The 18,253-nt window shown below is 43.1% G+C and carries 20 protein-coding genes and 1 riboswitch; of the genes, 15 read left to right on the top strand and 5 right to left on the bottom strand.

Annotated features, from left to right (window positions below; all coding sequences use genetic code 11):
- Nucleotides 1-6 precede the first annotated feature (6 nt).
- From LGO15_RS20190 to LGO15_RS20175, 4 genes are all read left to right on the top strand, one after another.
- Nucleotides 7-834: a MetQ/NlpA family ABC transporter substrate-binding protein gene (locus LGO15_RS20190; RefSeq protein ID WP_226085705.1), complete on the top strand. Its 828-nt coding sequence runs from the start codon at nt 7-9 to the stop codon at nt 832-834.
- Between the two features lie 206 nt (nt 835-1,040).
- Nucleotides 1,041-2,300 (top strand): DUF445 domain-containing protein, encoded by a 1,260-nt coding sequence (locus LGO15_RS20185; protein ID WP_226085704.1) that lies wholly within the window; start codon nt 1,041-1,043, stop codon nt 2,298-2,300.
- Nucleotides 2,301-2,381: 81 nt separating this feature from the next.
- Entirely contained in the window at nt 2,382-2,750 is a 369-nt protein-coding gene (locus LGO15_RS20180) for a hypothetical protein (protein WP_226085703.1), read from the top strand.
- Nucleotides 2,751-2,764: 14 nt separating this feature from the next.
- Entirely contained in the window at nt 2,765-3,124 is a 360-nt protein-coding gene (locus LGO15_RS20175; protein ID WP_226085702.1) for a cupin domain-containing protein, read from the top strand.
- 137 nt (nt 3,125-3,261) lie between these two features.
- Here the strand turns inward: LGO15_RS20175 and LGO15_RS20170 are convergent, their stop codons facing one another.
- Nucleotides 3,262-3,765 carry a DoxX family protein gene (locus LGO15_RS20170; RefSeq protein WP_226085701.1) on the bottom strand — a complete coding sequence of 168 codons (504 nt, stop codon included), beginning with the start codon at nt 3,763-3,765 and terminating at the stop codon, nt 3,262-3,264.
- A gap of 327 nt (nt 3,766-4,092) precedes the next feature.
- A complete protein-coding gene (locus LGO15_RS20165; RefSeq protein WP_226085700.1) occupies nt 4,093-4,608 on the bottom strand; it encodes a DoxX family membrane protein in 516 nt (171 codons plus the stop codon).
- Between the two features lie 201 nt (nt 4,609-4,809).
- On the opposite strand from LGO15_RS20165, the gene LGO15_RS20160 reads away from it, so the two are divergent.
- From LGO15_RS20160 to LGO15_RS20140, 5 genes are all read left to right on the top strand, one after another.
- Nucleotides 4,810-5,997 carry an MFS transporter gene (locus LGO15_RS20160; protein ID WP_226085699.1) on the top strand — a complete coding sequence of 396 codons (1,188 nt, stop codon included), beginning with the start codon at nt 4,810-4,812 and terminating at the stop codon, nt 5,995-5,997.
- A 192-nt stretch (nt 5,998-6,189) separates the two neighbouring features.
- On the top strand, nt 6,190-7,575 hold the full coding sequence (locus tag LGO15_RS20155) for an MBL fold metallo-hydrolase (RefSeq protein WP_226085698.1): 1,386 nt from the start codon (nt 6,190-6,192) through the stop codon (nt 7,573-7,575).
- A gap of 861 nt (nt 7,576-8,436) precedes the next feature.
- Nucleotides 8,437-9,129 (top strand): response regulator transcription factor, encoded by a 693-nt coding sequence (locus LGO15_RS20150; RefSeq protein WP_226085697.1) that lies wholly within the window; start codon nt 8,437-8,439, stop codon nt 9,127-9,129.
- A complete protein-coding gene (locus LGO15_RS20145) occupies nt 9,126-10,547 on the top strand; it encodes a sensor histidine kinase (RefSeq protein ID WP_226085696.1) in 1,422 nt (473 codons plus the stop codon). The genes LGO15_RS20150 and LGO15_RS20145 overlap by 4 nt, the downstream gene beginning before the upstream one ends.
- 79 nt (nt 10,548-10,626) lie before the next feature.
- Nucleotides 10,627-11,610: a Gfo/Idh/MocA family protein gene (locus LGO15_RS20140; protein ID WP_226085695.1), complete on the top strand. Its 984-nt coding sequence runs from the start codon at nt 10,627-10,629 to the stop codon at nt 11,608-11,610.
- 86 nt (nt 11,611-11,696) lie between these two features.
- Here the strand turns inward: LGO15_RS20140 and LGO15_RS20135 are convergent, their stop codons facing one another.
- Nucleotides 11,697-12,752 carry a lactonase family protein gene (locus tag LGO15_RS20135; RefSeq protein WP_226085694.1) on the bottom strand — a complete coding sequence of 352 codons (1,056 nt, stop codon included), beginning with the start codon at nt 12,750-12,752 and terminating at the stop codon, nt 11,697-11,699.
- A 275-nt stretch (nt 12,753-13,027) separates the two neighbouring features.
- Here LGO15_RS20135 and nadE point away from each other — a divergent pair, with 275 nt between their 5' ends.
- Nucleotides 13,028-13,849, top strand: coding sequence for an NAD(+) synthase (gene nadE / locus LGO15_RS20130; protein WP_226085693.1), 822 nt, complete (start codon nt 13,028-13,030; stop codon nt 13,847-13,849).
- 51 nt (nt 13,850-13,900) lie between these two features.
- Here nadE and LGO15_RS20125 read toward each other — a convergent pair whose 3' ends face one another.
- Nucleotides 13,901-14,245 carry a hypothetical protein gene (locus LGO15_RS20125; RefSeq protein WP_226085692.1) on the bottom strand — a complete coding sequence of 115 codons (345 nt, stop codon included), beginning with the start codon at nt 14,243-14,245 and terminating at the stop codon, nt 13,901-13,903.
- A gap of 209 nt (nt 14,246-14,454) precedes the next feature.
- Nucleotides 14,455-14,539, top strand: a riboswitch (cyclic di-GMP riboswitch).
- Between the two features lie 268 nt (nt 14,540-14,807).
- On the opposite strand from LGO15_RS20125, the gene LGO15_RS20120 reads away from it, so the two are divergent.
- Nucleotides 14,808-15,032, top strand: coding sequence for a hypothetical protein (locus LGO15_RS20120; protein WP_226085691.1), 225 nt, complete (start codon nt 14,808-14,810; stop codon nt 15,030-15,032).
- 152 nt (nt 15,033-15,184) lie between these two features.
- Nucleotides 15,185-15,520, top strand: a complete 336-nt coding sequence (locus tag LGO15_RS20115) for a nucleoside triphosphate pyrophosphohydrolase (protein WP_167833928.1) — start codon at nt 15,185-15,187, stop codon at nt 15,518-15,520.
- Nucleotides 15,521-15,563: 43 nt separating this feature from the next.
- Here the strand turns inward: LGO15_RS20115 and LGO15_RS20110 are convergent, their stop codons facing one another.
- The gene (locus LGO15_RS20110) at nt 15,564-16,079 is read right to left on the bottom strand and encodes a DoxX family protein (protein ID WP_226085690.1); all 516 of its coding nucleotides are present in this window, start codon (nt 16,077-16,079) and stop codon (nt 15,564-15,566) included.
- Between the two features lie 255 nt (nt 16,080-16,334).
- Here LGO15_RS20110 and LGO15_RS20105 point away from each other — a divergent pair, with 255 nt between their 5' ends.
- The 3 genes from LGO15_RS20105 (at nt 16,335) to LGO15_RS20095 (ending at nt 18,059) form a co-directional block, all read left to right on the top strand.
- Nucleotides 16,335-16,784, top strand: coding sequence for a DinB family protein (locus LGO15_RS20105; protein ID WP_226087946.1), 450 nt, complete (start codon nt 16,335-16,337; stop codon nt 16,782-16,784).
- 94 nt (nt 16,785-16,878) lie between these two features.
- Nucleotides 16,879-17,097, top strand: a complete 219-nt coding sequence (locus LGO15_RS20100; protein WP_167833927.1) for a hypothetical protein — start codon at nt 16,879-16,881, stop codon at nt 17,095-17,097.
- 566 nt (nt 17,098-17,663) lie between these two features.
- The gene (locus LGO15_RS20095) at nt 17,664-18,059 is read left to right on the top strand and encodes an HIT family protein (RefSeq protein ID WP_167833926.1); all 396 of its coding nucleotides are present in this window, start codon (nt 17,664-17,666) and stop codon (nt 18,057-18,059) included.
- Nucleotides 18,060-18,253: the final 194 nt, after the last annotated feature.

Genomic DNA, 18,253 nt, shown 5'->3' with positions numbered 1-18,253 from the left:
TTTAAGATGAAAAAATTATTCTTTTCAGTAGTGTTGTTATTATCAATCGGGCTGCTTGCTGCATGCGGCAGCGACTCGGCTTCCAGCGGCGATGCGAAGGCAGACGCAAAAAAAGTGACATTCGGTGCGACATCCGGTCCATACAGTGACATGGTCTCAAAAGCTATCAAGCCGCTTCTTGAGAAAAAGGGCTATGAAGTGAAAGTGGTCGAATTCAGTGATTACATCCAGCCAAACCTGGCTTTGTCAAAAGGCGATCTGGACGCTAACTTGTTCCAGCACAAGGTCTATATGGAGAACTTCGCAAAAGAACACAAGCTTGAACTATCAGAAGTCATAGTCGTGCCAACTGCGCCAATGGGAATCTACTCCAATGAATTCAATTCACTGGATGAAATCGCAGAGAGTGCTGCCATCGCGATTCCAAATGACCCAACAAATGCAGCACGCGCTTTCTTGATCCTAGAAAATGCGGGATTAATCAAGCTAGACCCGAATGCAGACCCACTGACAGTATCTGAAAAAGATGTAAAAGACAATGTGAAAAACCTGCAGTTCAAGCCAATTGAAGCCGCACAGCTTCCTAGAGCAGTCGAAAGCGTCGATCTTTCAGCTGTACCAGGCAATTTCGCCCTGGCAGCAAAAATGGACCTGCTTGACGCACTTCAGCTTGAAAACATGCCAGACCAATACCGCAACCGTGTTGTCATCAATACAAAAGACAAGGATGCCCAATTTGCAAAGGACATCAAAGAAGTCGTAGAATCACCTGAGTTTGAGGAAATCATCGATGAAGAATTCAAAGGCTTTGGTAAGCCGGAGTGGATGAAATAGGAGAGATATAATATGAAGTCCCGAGAGCAACGACTCCCGGGACTTTTCCTTTTTAATAGCTTTCTCCCCTATAAATTGGTTAAAATATTGAAGAGACTCTATTTTAGGAAGCTCTTTTGTTTTTTTACATGACAAAAGGGAAACAAGCATTCAAAAGATGCTGTCAGCCTTTTACACATCATTCTAACAGTAACAGAGGGAGATATATGGAAAAAAGTGATAAGAGATCTAGACATCTAGCGGCAATTTCGCTGGCGATTATGGGTGTGGGGTTCCTCGCGATGATTCCGTTTCAGGATTCATTGATTGGAAAATTGCTGATGGGCGGGTTTGAAGCCGGTCTTGTCGGCGGTTTGGCTGACTGGTTTGCCGTAACGGCGCTCTTCAGGCACCCGATGGGAATCCCGATTCCCCACACCGCGCTTTTGCCGAAAAACCGTGATAAAGTAACGCGCGCATTAATCAACATGCTTGAAAATGATTGGCTCACGAAAGAGAGCATCATGGAAAAGTTCAAGCAGATTCATATTCTAGACAAAATTTTCGAAACGGTCGAAAAAGAGCTTCATTCAGAATCTGTGAAAAACAGCATCCAGGCATTCAGTCTTGATGTCGTAAAGAAAATAGATGTTGAACGATTTGCGCCGGCAATTGAACAGGAAATCAAAGGGTTCCTGCTTTCAGCGGATTCTTCCGAGTTTTTACAAAAAGCATCCAGCCATATACTTGCAAAAGAATATGATTCAGCTGCATTTGACTATGTCCTGCAAGAAACGGAAAAATGGGCGTCGCAGCCTGAAGCGAAAATGGTTCTTGGCAAGCTCGGAAAACAGGCAATTGATACGACCGAAGCTGACGGACTATTAAAGTTCGCGATTCAATCGTTCAGCAATATGATCACTGAGGAAAAGGTCGGCAATATTTTGCAATCATTCATTTTAAAAAGAATGAAAAACCTGCAGCAGGATGAAAATCGCTACCGCCATATGATCCTGGATAAGATCCGCAAAGAACTGGGGAATCTCAATGAGCGTGAAGCTCTGATGTCGGAAATCCAGACGTGGAAAAACAAGATGGTCGAAGAGATGGATTTAACTCGACAAATAAAAGATGTACTGGTTAAGGCGAAGGATCGTGGAATTGCTTTCATCGAAAAAGACAGCTTTGTGGATGATACGGTTACTCCAGTGGTGAAAAAATTCATTGAAGAAATCAAAGCAGACGATAAAAAGGTAACAGCAATCGAAAGCTGGCTCCATGCAAAGATCGCCGGTCTGATTGAAAGAAATCATTCCAAGATTGGAAAGCTTGTCAGGGAAAATCTCGATAAGCTGGATACCGAAACACTGATTGATATGATGGAAAACAATGTAGGAAAAGATCTGCAATGGATCAGGGTAAACGGCGCCGTCTGCGGCTTCCTGATTGGAATCGGTTTGACGATCTTTAAGCTCTTGGTCATGTAAAAAAGGAATATAAGGCCAATCCATTCGTGATTGGTCTTTTTTACCTTCTCAAATGGTAAAATGAAAATGGGAGGGGGAGGCATGGCTAAAATAAAAAGGCTTATAACAGTATTTTTGATTCTAGTGAGTGTCGTCCTTTTAACAGCATATTGGATTAATCAACATAAAATCCTATCGGGTGAATATGACAAATTGACAATCAGCGGGATGGAAGGCACAACCATCCAGGTAATAAATGACCCTCGCGAGATTGCCAAAATCATCTCAGCCATTAATGAAAGCCCAAGAACTTTTAAGTATGATAATGGATTTACATATGATTACTTACCGCACGGAATCTTAACCTTTGAAAATGAAACGGAAAAAGTGCAGATTGGGTTTATTTTAACAACGGGAAATGCAATCACTAAGTACTGGGAGATTCATACAGAGTTTCCTTACCGACAATAGGGGGAGTTGGCAAAATGGAAAAAGTAAATATAAATGAAAAGTTCTCACTTTTTAATGATCATTGGAGTCCGAAAATCGCCGGGGAAATAAATGATATGCATGTAAAGTTCGCCAAGCTGAAGGGTGAGTTTGTTTGGCATAAGCATGAACATGAGGATGAGATGTTCCTTGTCATGAAAGGGAAGCTGCTGCTTAAGTTCAGGGATCAAGATGTTCACCTGAACGAAGGGGAATTCATGATTGTTCCTAAAGGAGTGGAGCATCTCCCTATTGCTGAAGAAGAAGCGCATGTTATCTTTTTTGAACCGAAATCAACTGTGAATACTGGTGACGAATTGAATGAAAGAACGGTATCCGATCTTGAGACAATATAAACAGATGAAAAGGCCTCGTCAGTGACCAGGCCTTTTATTTATTGTTTCTCTTCATTCATTGAAGTCCAATTTTAGTCAAGATCGTTTTCCACCGATAAATTTTGAAAGCCTCCTGCAAAAACTCAGGAGGCTTTCATTCATTTTATGCTAGCTTTCTGTTTGAAAATGGTTTTTCGGATATATGGAATCACCCAATAGTCCAATCCATATTTTCCTGCGTTAAAGCCAGCGAAGAGGATGATGAATCCGAAGAAGATATCTGTTGGGTTATGGGAGACGGTTCCGGCGAGAAAGAAGCTGAAGTTCATGACTAAGCCGAAGAACATTGCAGCAGTTGTCAGGCAGCCAAGGATCAGGCCCAGACCGACGAGGAATTCACCGACCGGGACGATAAAGTTGAAAAGCTCAATGTTTGGCAGAGCGAAGTTTTCCAAAAACGAGACATACCAGCCATAAACCATATTGCCATCAGGACCTTTAACAGGATTCGCTACAGCGTTTTTCAGATATCCAGTTGCGTCAAATCCTTCCCCGGTCATTTTATGCCATCCGGCAACCATCCAGTTGTAACCCAGCCATAATCTTAAAACAGTCAACAGGCCAGCAGCATACTTGTTACCTCTTAACCAATCAGCAAACATATCAATCGCTTCCCTTCGAGAATGAAGTATTATTTGATTACACTACAATATATTAATCTGCTATTTTAAAATGCGAGCTGGGTGTCTTTGTTCACAAAATGGAAAAAACATATTGTCAGGATTTTGAACACTTTGCAGAGGTATTAACCCTGGAAACTCATGGGGGAGGAGATTGCGATGAAAGAGGAGGTAAAAAGCGTCAGCGGAAAGAAAAATCAGAGCTATCCTTAGAAGATAGGTATTTGGGAATGCATGAAGAGGGGACGGGAATAGGGGGTAATAGAACAAGAGCCAGGCATTTGCCTGGCTCTCGGTATAAGATTTCAGTTAAACTGCTTTATGGGCAGTTTCAGCTTCTCTTTTGAATACAGTCTTGCGGATGAAAGGAACCACCCAGAGGTCCAAGCCGTATTTGGCAGCATTGAAGCCAGAGAACAGGATGATGAAGCCAAAGAAGATGTCTGTTGGGTTATGAGAAACTGTTCCGGCAAGGAAGAAACTGAAGTTCATCACTAGTCCGAAGAACATGGCAGCAGTTGTCAAGCATCCAAGGATAAGTCCAAGTCCAATCAGGAATTCTCCAAGCGGAACGATGAAGTTGAAAAGATCGACATTCGGGATGGCAAAGCTTTCTAAGAAGTTAACATACCATCCATAAACCATGTTTCCGTCTGGACCTTTTACCGGGTTCGCAACAGCGTTTTTCAAATATCCAGAAGCGTCAAATCCTTCACCAGTCAATTTTCCCCAACCGGCAGTCATCCAGTTATATCCGAGCCATACCCTAATCACAGTCAACAGGCCAGCAGCAATATTGTTTTCTCTTAACCATTTAGCGAACATATAAATCGCTTCCCTTCAAAAATAAGTGATTAATGATTACACTTACAATATATCAGAATTCGAAATAAAAATGAGTTGAATGTGAAGATGTTCACATAATCGCAACAACAAATTGACGGAATATTGAACATGGATCTTTTTTACAGGATTATCTGGAGATAGTGGCTGAAAAAGTAGTGAAAATTGAAAGGATGAAAGCAGATGGATCACACAACAGGAGCAGCTCAACAACCACAGGGCACTGAAAAAATTTGGAGCAAGGACTTTGTGTTTATCTTCCTGGCGAATTTCTTCATCTTCCTGGGTTTCCAAATGACCTTGCCTACGATTCCGCTGTTTGTGGAGCACTTAGGCGGAAACGACCAATTAATTGGATTTGTCGTTGGGATTTTTACATTTTCGGCATTGCTTGTACGCCCTTTTGCAGGCCGGATGCTTGAAACGAAAGGAAGAGGGTTCATTTACCTGACAGGCTTGGCCGTTTTCGTGGTTTCTGTCGGTTCATTTGGATTTGCAACAGGCATTGCCTTTTTATTTTTAATGAGGATTATTCAGGGGGTTGGATGGGGTTTTTCCACGACAGCATCAGGTACGATTGCAACCGACTTAATCCCGCCGCGGCGCAGAGGAGAAGGTATGGGGTATTTCGGGCTTTCCGGGAACGTGGCGCTCGCGATGGGACCGACGCTGGGCCTTGCGCTTGCTGCGGCAATTACATTCAAGCAGTTATTTTTGATCAGTGCCTTCCTGGGCCTTGCTGCATTCCTGCTTGCATCACGGATTACCTATAAAAAAGCAGAGAAAACAGAAGAAACTACAGAGAAACGCAGATGGGACGTATATGAAAAATCCGCCTTGCAGCCGTCCCTGCTATTGTTGTTCATTACAACGACATTTGGAGGTATCGCCTCATTCCTGCCGCTTTACTCAGCGCAGAAGGGAATTGCAGGGATAGAATGGTATTTCTTTATTTTTGCAATGACCTTGATGCTTTCCCGGTCATTTGCGGGAAAACTCTATGATAAAAAAGGACATGGTGCCGTCTTCCTGCCCGGGACAGTTCTAATCATGATCGCCATGATTCTTTTAGCCTGGCTGCCGAACAGCCTGGTGATGTTCATCGCCGCCGGTCTGTACGGATTCGGCTTCGGTTCGGTCCAGCCGGCATTGCAGGCATGGGCCGTCCAGGATGCTCCGATGAACCGCAAAGGAATGGCGAATGCAACATTCTTCTCTTTTTTCGATTTGGGCGTCGGGGTCGGAGCGATGACTTTTGGCCAAATCGGTCACTGGCTTGGCTATGGAAGCATCTACATCGCTTCAGCCATCTCGGTTTCTGTTTCGATTCTGCTCTATATTTTTATGATGAAAAGGCCAGCAAGAACGTAGACCTGTTCCGATTTGGAGCAGGTTCTTTTTATTTGAAGAAGAATTTTTAACAGATTAAAATACAGATATAGGTATATATTGGAATCAAGGCAGCACCCGGCACAGGTATATTTTTTGCTTTAAAAAATATGGTGCGGGGTATAAGAGAGTATAGTCTTCGTAAACCTAATTAAAATTAGAGGAGGAGCTCATATGTATTTCAAGTCATTTTTTGATGATCAGCTTGCACATATGTCGTACTTGATTGGCTGCCAGAGGACGGGAGAGGCGATTGTCATCGACCCGGCAAGGAATATTCAGCCTTATCTGGATATCGCTAAAAAAGAAGGATTCAATATTTCAGCCGCAACTGAAACCCATATTCATGCAGATTATCTGTCAGGAGCAAGGGAGCTTGCCCATCACTATGGAGCAAAGCTGTATTTATCCGATGAAGGGGATAAAGATTGGAAGTATCAATATGTCGACCAGTATGAGCATGAATTGTTGACAGAAGGCTCGACATTCAATATCGGGAATGTTTATTTCGAAGTGCTCCATACGCCGGGGCATACACCGGAAAGCATTTCATTCCTTCTGACGGATAAGGGCGGCGGCGCCAATGAACCGATGGGCATTTTCACGGGAGACTTCCTGTTCGTTGGTGACGTCGGGCGTCCGGATCTGCTAGAAAAGGCGGCAGGCATCAAGGACACCTCCGAAGCAGGAGCACACCAGATGTTCGAATCGCTCCGGAAAGTGGAAAAGCTGTCTGACTTCCTGCAAGTATGGCCAGCACACGGAGCAGGAAGTGCCTGCGGAAAATCACTTGGCGCTGTCCCTATGTCCACTTTAGGCTATGAGAAAAAATTCAACTGGGCATTCCAGATCAAAGAAGAGGACAAATTCGTTGAGGAACTGCTTGCGGGTCAGCCGGAGCCTCCAAAATACTTCGCCCAGATGAAAAAGCTTAATAAAGTAGGTCCTGAATTGCTCAGGCGTGAGGAAACTCCAAAAGTATCATTGTCTGAAGCAGGGGATGCGGTGGTTGTCGACACCCGTCCGGCAAATGAGTTCGCCAGTGGACATGCTGAAGGCACGATCAACATCCCTTACAACAATTCCTTCACGAACTGGGCAGGCTGGCTATTAAGTTATGAGCAGGACATCGTATTGATCGTAGATCCGGAAAAATTGCCTGACGTGAAAAAATCACTGCAGTCAATCGGACTTGATCAGGTCACAGGGTATGTCGATCCGAAAGAGCTCGACGGCAGCCTGGAAGAGTATAAGAATGTCACCGCAAGTGAAGCAAAAGGAATGATGGTAGACGAAAACTACTTTGTCATCGACGTCCGCAATCAGAGTGAATGGAATAGCGGCCACATCCCCGGTGCCCATCATATGATGCTCGGAAACCTGACCGACAAGCTTGACGAAGTGCCAAAAGACAAGAAAATCATCGCCCATTGCCAGTCAGGCGCACGCTCCGCAATCGGAACAAGCCTGCTTTTGAAAAATGGCTTCAAGAATGTAGTCAACCTCGAGGGAGGCTACTCCGCATGGGAAAAAGAAGGACTCCCAGTTAAAAAGGGTTAATGCCAGAGCCAGCTCAATTGATGAGCTGGCTTTAATTATGGGGATAGAGCATATTAGTGCCCAGAAATTCAAGAATATGAGAAAAGGAGGTCACCGATCGAGAAAGTTGGAGTCTTGATTTGTAAGAAAATAGGAGAATGGTGTAACCAATAGAGCGTATTGGAGCAAGGATTTGTAAGGAAATAGGAGAATAGTGCAACCAATAGAGCGTATTGGAGCAAGGATTTGTAAGAAAACAGGAGAATGGTGTAACCAATAGAGCGTATTGGAGTAAGGTTTTGTAAGAAAACAGGAGAATAGAGTAACCAATAAAGCGTATTGGAGCAATGATTTGTAAGAAAACAGGAGAATAGTGTAACCAATAGAGCGTATTGGAGCAAGGATTTGTAAGAAAATAGGAGAATGGTGTAACCTATAGAGCGTGTTGGAGCATTTATTTGTAAGAAAATAGGAGAATAGTGTAACCAATAGTGCGTATTGGAGCAAGGATTTGTAAGAAATTAGGAGAATGGTGCAACCAATAGAGCGTATTGGAGCTTTGTTTTGTAAAAAACTAGGAGAATGATGTAACCAATAGAGCGTATTGAAGCCTTGCTTTGTAATAAATTAGGAGAATAGTGTAACCAATAGAGCGTATTGGGGTCTTGATTTGTAAGAAAATAGGAGAATGGTGTAACCAATAGAGCGTATTGCAGCCCATGTTTGATAGAATCTAATTAACAAAGCTCAACGGATCCCTTTTATTCATGAACAAACTATGACCAACATGTTAAATAATCTGTAACAGCAGGTGAAACAGTTGATTCTGTCTCCGTTGCGCTATACTTTATATATAACAGAGTCGGAATAGAGGGGATTACTGTGAAAATATTAGTGATTGAGGATAATGAAAGTGTCTGCGAGATGATTGAGATGTTCTTTTTAAAAGAGGGCATTGAAGGCAGATTTGTGAATGATGGCCTCCAAGGCTATGAGGCTTATAAGGACGAAGATTGGGATTTGCTGATTGTTGATTGGATGCTTCCTGGCATGGATGGTGTCATGCTGTGCAGGAAGATCAGGCAGGAGGGCAGTGATGTGCCGATTATCATGCTGACGGCCAAGGATAGTGAATCGGATCAGGTTCTTGGACTGGAAATGGGGGCCGATGATTATGTGACGAAGCCTTTCAGCCCGCTGGCTTTGATGGCGAGGATCAAGGCTGTGGCCCGGCGGTATCAAAAACAGAAGCCCGATGAGCACAGCGAGGTTGGGACGAGCGCACTGAAAATTAACAAAGAAACACGTGAAGTGAAGCTGGATGGGAAACCAGTCACCAACTTGACACCAAAGGAGTTCGACCTGCTTCTATTTTTCGCCCAGCACCCGCGTCAGGTATTCACGAGAGAGCAGTTGCTGGAGCGTGTCTGGGGATACCAATTTTACGGGGATGAACGAACGGTTGATGTCCACATTAAGCGCCTGAGGAAGAAAATCGGCACGTTTGAACAGCCATTCTTCCATACGGTTTGGGGAGTCGGCTATAAATTCGATGAAAGTTCGGATGGGGCATGAAGGTTAAATATATCTACCAGCAATTCATCAGCCATATCAGCATCATCATCGTCGCCTTTCTAATCCTGAGCCTGGTATTCACACAGTATGTGGAAACGCTTGTTTATAAAAATAAGACGGAGGAGCTGATTTCTTACGGTGAAAATATCCTCCGCGATCTTGACCGGGGCGGTGAACGTCCTGACCAGGTGATCAATCAATATGCCCGGGTGCTTTTCGGCCGGGATATCCAATTCAGTGTATTCGATGAGAATATCCAGCTGCTGAATCCAATTAGATGGAGAGGGCCGGCGATTGAGTTATCGGAAAAAGAGTGGAGTCAGCTTACAAGCGGGAAGCCAATTGTGAAAAATTATGACCTCGAACGGTATGACCGTGCCGTGACCCTAGTGGTTTTGCCGTATGTTGATCGCGGAAACTTCATTGGCGGCATTCTCCTGACATCCCCAATCAGCGGGACACGGGAAATGATTACGGAAATCAATAAGTATTTGATTTATACCATGCTGATTGCGCTGGGAGTTTCGTTCCTCCTAAGCTGGGTTCTGGCGCGAATCCATGTCAATAGAATCAAAAAGCTTCAGGAAGCCACATCCGCCGTATCAGCAGGGGACTATACGGTTAAAGTGCCCAAGTCGGATTTTGATGAAATCGGTGAATTGGCGAACGATTTTAACAGTATGGTGAGCAGGCTGAATGAATCGAAATCCGAAATCGAAAGCCTGGAAAACCGGCGCCGCCAGTTTATGTCAGATGTCTCTCATGAATTGAGGACGCCGCTTACGACGATCAGCGGAATTATCGAGGGCCTCAGGAACGATATGATTCCTGAGGAGGAAAAAGAGCGGGGCATCAAGCTGGTCAGCCAGGAAACGAAGCGGCTGATTCGACTGGTCAATGAGAACCTTGATTATGATAAAATCCGCTCAAACCAGGTGCAGCTTGTAAAAGAAGACATTGAATTAATCGAGGTATTCGAGATCATCCAGGATCAGCTTGGGTTTCAGGCAGAAGAACGCCATAACAGAATCGAAATTGAGGCAGATGAAAAAGCCATGGTCCATGCCGATTATGATCGTCTTCTGCAGATTTTAATCAATATTACGAAAAACAGTATCCAGTTCACTGAAAACGGCACAATCTGGCTTCGCGGCAGGATGGTTGGGCCAAAGACGATGATTGAAATCGAGGATACCGGTATTGGCATTGAACCGGCTGAAATCGAAAAAATCTGGCATCGCTTTTACAAAGCAGATATCTCGAGAACGAGCAATCCGTTTGGAGAATTCGGTCTCGGTTTATCCATTGTCAAACAGCTCGTACAGATGCATGACGGGAAAATTTCTGTGAAAAGCGAACAGGGAAAAGGCACAAAATTCATAATCGAAATACCAGTAGAAAAGGGACAAAGTTTGTGATTGACTTTCCTTTTCGTTAAGATGAAAAGAAGCTGCGGGCATAGACCACGGCTTTTGCTATTTGAAAGGGTGAAACAACATGGTGCGTTTCGGAGTGGTAGGAACAAATTGGATTACAGAAGCGTTTATTAAAGGTGCAAGCCACCATAAGGATTTTCAGCTTAGTGCAGTTTACTCACGTGCAGAGGACCGTGCTGCAGAATTTGCCAGCAAATTCGGAGTGGATACTATTTTTACAGACATGGAAGAGATGGCGAAAAGTGATGCCATTGATGCTGTCTATCTCGCCAGTCCCAATTCCATGCATGCCAGCCAGGCGATTACATTCATGGAAAATGGCAAGCATGTTCTTTGTGAAAAAGCGATTGCGTCTAACAGCCGTGAACTGGATGAGATGATCAAGAGTGCAAAGGATCACAAGGTTGTTTTGATGGAGGCGCTAAAATCAACCTTGATGCCGAACTTCAAGGCTGTCCAGGAGAATCTGGATAAAATCGGCACGATCAGAAGGTATTTCGCAAGCTATTGCCAGTACTCGTCCCGCTATGACAAATATAAAGAAGGTACCGTGCTGAACGCCTTCAACCCGGAGTTTTCGGCAGGTTCGCTTATGGATATCGGTATCTATTGCATCTATCCGCTCGTCGTACTGTTTGGAGAGCCAAAGTCGATTCAGGCAAATGGTTACGTACTAGAATCGGGAGTGGATGGGGAAGGCAGCCTGATCTTGAAATATGATGAAATGGATGCTGTCATCATGTTTTCAAAAATCACTGATTCGGCTCTTCCTTCCGAAATACACGGTGAGAACGGGAATATCAGGATTAATAAAATCAGCACGCCGGAAAAAGTGGAAATTCTTTATCGCAATGGGAAATCTGAAGATATATCGAGAGAACAACTGGATGATAATATGTTCTATGAAGCAGAGGAATTCATTACGCTGATTCAGCAAGGGAAACTGGAATCTAATAATAACTCACTTGAGAACTCGAGGATCACCATGAAGATTCTTGATGAAGCAAGGTCGCAAATGGGTGTCAGGTTCCCGAGCGACAGATAAAGAGAAGGGCAGGTGCACTTAATGGCACCTGCCCTGTTTTTGCTTAGTGGCTCTTTACGAAGAACAATCCGTAAATGAGTAGCTTTTTAGTAATTCAAAAATTTTACACAGACCGGATCTGGAACCTTCACATCAGACTGCAGCAAAGTCAATTTGCCTGTTTCTGCGTCACGGGCATAGAGTACGACATTGCTGGAATTCTGGTTCGTCGCAATCAGGAATTTCTCGCTCGGGTCGAGAACAAAATCCCTTGGCCAGTGTCCTTCTGTTGACGTATGCTCGACAAACTCAAGCTGGAAGCATTCTGGATCCACCTTGAAAATCGCAATACTGTCATGGCCTCGATTGGCTGCGTAGACGTATTTCCCATCAGAGGAAATATGGATGGCGCTTCCCTGGTTGTTTTCGGTAAAATCTGAAGGCAGGGTGGAAATTGCCTGTAGCTGTTCGAAGCTGCCGTCTTCTGAATTGTACTTTAAAACGAGAACCTCAGAGCTGAATTCTGTCATCAAAAAGGCAATCTTGTGGTTAGGGTGAAAAACAAGATGTCTTGGACCGCTTCCTGGTGCAATATGCAGTACACTCTTCTCAATCAGCTGGCCATTATCCAGGCTATAGGTTATCAACTGGTCGATGCCAAGGTCGACTACTGCTGCATAGTTGCCGTCCGGGGTGAAGCCCGCATAATGGGTGTGCGCTTTTTCCTGGCGCTCATCAGGTCCTGAGCCTTCATGCACCGCGCTGGATAAGACTTCTTCAATACTGCCAGTTTCTGAGTTCAACAGGTAGGAATCAGCAGATCCTTTATGGTAATTAGCAGATAAAAGCTGGCTGTTTTCCTTGTTCACGCTAACATGGCAGGGTGAAGCTCCTGGCGCAAGCTGCGAATTGATGTAAGATAGCTTTCCGGATTCCACGATACCGAAGGATGCCACACCTCCAGTGCCGCCTTCCTTTGCGACAGCATAAAGAAAGCGATTGTCGTCACTGACTGTCAGGTAAGTAGGGTTTTCCAGGGTTGCTGCTGGTTCTACGTCCAGAATCTTGCCACTCACTCTATCAAGGGTAAAAGAGTAGATGCCCTCGCTGTCCCCTTTTGTATATGTACCAAAATAGCCTTTGAATGTATCATGGGTTGCCATAATGAATGCCTCCAATTTGATTAGCATTTTTAGTCTAAGTTATAGTCTAGCAAAAAAATACTGGCGAACAAAATGTTACGTACAGAGAGTGAATGGGTAAAATAGTACATGTGGATTTCAACTTGTAAATTGGTATGTTAGATTCCCTGACCAAAATCTGGACTTTGGACTTTTTTAGGGATATGCTTTTTGATAATAGTGTTCTCGCAAAACCTTTTACCAAATTGAGTGAGCGAAGAGCATGGTGATTAGTAATAGTGTTTAGGAGGTTTAATATGAGCTTGCAAAAACAGATTATAGAAGCATTGGATGTTCGTCCCAATATTGATCCCCAAGAGGAAATCAAGAAAAGAAAGCAATTTTTAAAAGAATATTTGCTTGCTTCAAGGGCAAAAGGATACGTCTTAGGAATCAGTGGCGGCCAGGACTCCACTTTGGCTGGAAGGTTGGCGCAGCTGGCTGCAGAGGAATTGCGATCAGAAGGCAAGGACGCCAAATTCGTGGCTGTCAGACTTCCATATGCTGTACAAAAAGACGAGGAAGATGCACAGAAAGCACTGGACTTCATTAAGCCTGATCAAACCATCACCTTCAATATCCAGCCTGCGGTTGATACCTTCAATACACAGTTCGAGGAAGCGATTGGTGATCGAATGACGGACTTTAACAAGGGGAACGCGAAGGCAAGGATGAGGATGATTACTCAGTATGCCATTGCGGGACAGGATGGCTTGCTAGTGATCGGGACAGACCATGCTGCCGAGGCTGTGACTGGATTCTTTACAAAGTACGGAGATGGCGGTGCTGATTTGCTGCCGTTATCGGGTCTCAACAAGCGCCAGGGCAGGGAGCTGCTGAAGGCATTGAACGCAGAACCAAGACTGTACCTGAAGGAACCTACTGCCGATCTTCTTGACAATAAGCCGCTCCAATCAGATGAAACCGAGCTTGGAGTGAGTTATGAAGTAATTGATGACTATCTTGAAGGAAAGCAGATCGACGAAGCAGCTGCAGCCAAGATTGAGGGCAGATATCTTGCTTCAGAGCATAAACGGCATACGCCGGCATCCATGTTTGATTCATGGTGGAAGAAGTGAGCATAACAAAAGCCTGGCTGAGATTTCGATTAATCAGCCAGGCTTCTCTAATTAGTCCGATTGCGCAACTGCAAAAGGCGCTGTATCTTCTTTTTCCGTTACTTTGTCGATTTTATCGGTGAACATTTGGAAGACACGCTTTTTCTCTTCCAGTTCCTTGATATATTCTTTCAAATCATTAAATTTCTCTTCAAATGGCTGATGGTACAATTCGCGGATTTTTCTGTTCAAGTCGGGGTTCACTGTTGACTGGACAACCTGCTTGGTGATGTTGAATTTATATGTATACACTTTTAGTTCATTCTTTACTTCTTCATACTCCGCATCAATCTCTTTAAGAATTTCTTCAATTTCTGCTTTCCATTCATCTAGCGACTTCTTAACATGCTGTTCCATAAGGATCCTCCTGCCATTCGCCTGTAATAAAGCTTCTTCCCTTCATTCTAGCAATAGAATTTTACATAGAGATTGCGGAGATATTACAGTGTGAAAACAATCGAATTCTGCACACAAAATGAATATTTAATAGGAAAATAGACTCATCCTTGTAAAAAAATGGCGAAACTTGTTGAAATGATGGTTCTAAAGTTTTATATTTTAAGTAGAACTGAAAAAGGCAAACTTATCGAAAGGTGAGGACGCAAAGCCACGAGTCTAAGGCCATTTAGCTATGATCGTCGGGTTGCCAAAAAAGAACGGATGATAAAACCAATTGTAGGCAAATGGTTATGAAAGACTATTTGACGTATGAAATCCGCCGTCCTTTTGGAGGATTTTTTTATTTTGACTGTTGATAATGGCATAATAATGCAAAAAGGTGTCGATTTCACGTTTGCATCACGCGATAGAGGATAAATAATACTTAAGATACTTGACAGGACTAATAAAAATAATTCTTTTGGCAGGTTTGGTTTTTTGGTAAAGGTATTCAAAAAAAGAATGGAAGGTGGAGGAATCATTGACTGTTTTATTTGGGACGGTAGAGTATTTTGAACAGGAAATTGAATTTCACTTAACTGAAATCGAAAAACGCGAGAAATTCCGGGAAGAAATCCAGCAAATTCAAAGGAAGCTAGAAGAAGAGCTTCGGAACGATTTTATCTGCGACGAGAAACTAAGGATGGAATGTTTGCAAAATCTATCAAATGCTTGTAATAAATTAACTGAAGATTATGTAGTTTGAAAACTATTAAAATTAGAAAGCCTGTGGTAGGGACCACAGGCTTTTTCAATTTCCATTGTTACCCAGATGCACAATTCTATATTTTAAAAAGGTGTTTGAACCCGCAGTTTTAAGGATATGTTTAACAATAGGACAGCAAAAGGGGAGTAAACATGGAGAAAAAAGAATATAACAAACTTGTTAGAGATCTTTTTCCTGAGTTGATGAAAGGGAAGGGAAAGAAGGTTGAATTTGAGATCTTAGATGGCAGTCAATATAGTGCAAAGCTCATGGAGAAATTCAATGAGGAAGTGGAGAAGTTCCGGAATACTGGAACGGACAGGCTTCTAAGTGAAATCGTCGATTTGCTTGAAGTGGTGTATGCAATTGCTGAGCATCGAGGGATTACAGAATCTGAAGTGGAGTTCATGCGCCAGTTAAAGAAGAATCGCAGCGGCGGTTTCAGAAAAAAAATCCTGCTTAAAACAATAGAAGAAAGTTCCCAGTGAAAAAATGCCCTCAGCCTATTGGCGGAGGGCATTTCCTATATTGTTAAGCAGATTTATGTGCAGCTTCTGGTGTTTGTTTGAAGACAGTCTTGCGGATGAAAGGAACCACCCAGCGGTCCAAGCCGTATTTGGCAGCATTGAAGCCAGAGAACAGGATGATGAAGCCAAAGAAGATGTCTGTTGGGTTATGAGAAACTGTTCCGGCAAGGAAGAAACTGAAGTTCATCACTAGTCCGAAGAACATGGCAGCAGTTGTCAAGCATCCAAGGATAAGTCCAAGTCCAATCAGGAATTCTCCAAGCGGAACGATGAAGTTGAAAAGATCGACATTCGGGATGGCAAAGCTTTCTAGGAAGTTAACATACCATCCATAAACCATGTTTCCGTCTGGGCCTTTTACTGGGTTCGCAACAGCATTTTTTAAATATCCCGTAGCGTCAAAACCGTCACCAGTCAATTTGCCCCATCCAGCAGTCATCCAGTTGTAACCAAGCCAAACCCTAATTACAGTCAACAGGCCAGCAGCAATATTGTTTTCTCTTAACCATTTAGCGAACATCTAAATCGCTTCCTTTCAAAATATATAATGATTACACTCTTAAGATATCAAAGCAATTTATGGAAATCTGTGAATAATGTGTGAAGACACATATCAGCCATAATGTTTTGAACAAATTTTGTCAATGGATTTCCTTTAATGGAATTTAATACCTATAAGGGTATATTAGAGATTCCCCATTTCCCTTGCCGCATAAGTTGGGAATATATAGAATAAAAATATAAAGAAGTACAAGCTGGAAAGGGGAAGTTCATGATGAGCGAGCTTTTATTCAAGCAATTTGAATTAACGAGAGGTTCTTTTTTGAAAAGCATTGAGGGCATCACTGCGGAACAGGCAGGTGTTCAGCCAAAAGGCTTCAATAATACCATCCACTGGCACATCGGGCATGTGCTGACAGTTACAGAACAGTTCATGATGGGTTATCCGAAAAAATCTAGTCATTTGCCTGCCAACTACATAGAGTGCTTCGGAAACGGTACCCGTCCATCCGAGTGGACAGGGGATGTTCCATCTGTTGATGTTTTGCGTGACCAATTGAAAGTGCAGCTGGGAAGGATCAAAGAAGTACCGGCTTCCATGCTGGATGAAAAGCTTAAGAAGCCGTTCCTTGGGTTGGAGACTTTTGGAGAGCTTGCGAACATGGCATTATTCCATGAAGCCTATCATCTTGGGCAAATACACTCGATGAAAAAATTAGTTTAGTAATAGAATGGCAGGGTCCTATTTTGGGCCCTGTTTTTTGAAACCTGTTATCACTTATTACGTATTAGTAATATAAGGAAGGCAGGTGTAAGGAATGAGTAAGGATAAGGATTCATTGATTCTCAGAAGGTGGCTCTTCATATTCATTTCCTTTGCGATAACTGGAGCACTGTTCCTGTTGATTGATATCACGTGGGTCAGAAAGACACTTTCAGTCATCATGTTGTTGATGGGTTTTGTCGCTGCTGGATTTGTATACCAGTTTTATGAGACCTGGCTGAATAATTTAGGCAAGAAAAAGGATGGGAAATAAAATCGACGTTGGATCATCAAATGCAAATGATATAGGAAAAAAGTTGCTGTTATAGGTAGGTTGGGAAAGAAACAATAAATGAACTAGTTTTTTAGCTCAAGCTTGGAAGTTCCGTGAAAACGTTCTTCCTTGAATGACTGACAGGTTTCAGGCTGTAGGGCCCAAAGCTGTCAAGAAAACTAGTTTATTGTGACAGGTTTCAGGCAGTAGATCGCAAAGTTGTTAAGAAAGAGCAATTATTATGACAGGTTTCAGGCAGTAGAGCACAAAGCTGTCAAGAAAACGCGATTATTAAGACAGCTTTTAGGTTGCAGAGCATAAAGCTGTCAAGAAAACGCAATTATTATGACAGGCTTCAGGCGGTAGAGCGCAAAGCTGTCAAGAAAGAGCGTTTATTATGACAGGTTTCAGGCTGTAGGGCCGAAAGCTGTCAAGAAAGAGCGTTTATTATGACAGGTTTCAGACTGTAGGGTCCAAAGCTGTCAAGAAAACGCAATTATTAAGACAGGTTCAAGCCTGTAGGGCCCAAAGCTGTCAAGAATATCATGGAGCGGAGGCACTAAAATATGTACCAAGAGAACTGCCCATATTGCAATGTGCTTGCTGACGAAGAGCAGCAAATCACACTTGAGAATGAAACATGTTATTTTATCCAGAAGGAGTCGGAACAGCAGGTCCTGCAGGGGAGCGGACTGATCATCCCGAAACTTCATAAGCAGAATGTCTTTGAGTTGTCTGACCAGGAGTGGAATGATTCGCGGGAGTTGCTGATGGGTGCAAAAAGGATTCTTGACGAGAAGTATGCACCGGATGGATACAGTGTTGGATGGAATACGGGGAAAGCGGGAGGACAATCGATTTTTCATGCTCATTTGCATGTGATTCCGCGATTCGAGGATGAACCTCTTGCCGGCAAGGGGATCAGGTATTGGATTAAACAAAAGGAAAATATGAGGAAATAATTCACGAAAAACCATGTTGGGAAAATTCTCTCTAAATTATTTGAATATTTTTACAAAAATGATTCTAAAATCCCGGGAGAGCAGTCCCGGGATTTTTCTATTATACGAAGCGGTTGGGTCTATAGTGGTATAGACATCTATACTGTTATTTAGATAGTCTAAGATTACAACATGAAAGCCTTTTCAAAGTTTAT

Source organism: Mesobacillus sp. S13 (assembly GCF_020422885.1).
GTDB classification, from domain to species: domain Bacteria; phylum Bacillota; class Bacilli; order Bacillales; family Cytobacillaceae; genus Mesobacillus; species Mesobacillus selenatarsenatis_A.
This window is presented reverse-complemented; position numbering and strand designations above follow the sequence as displayed.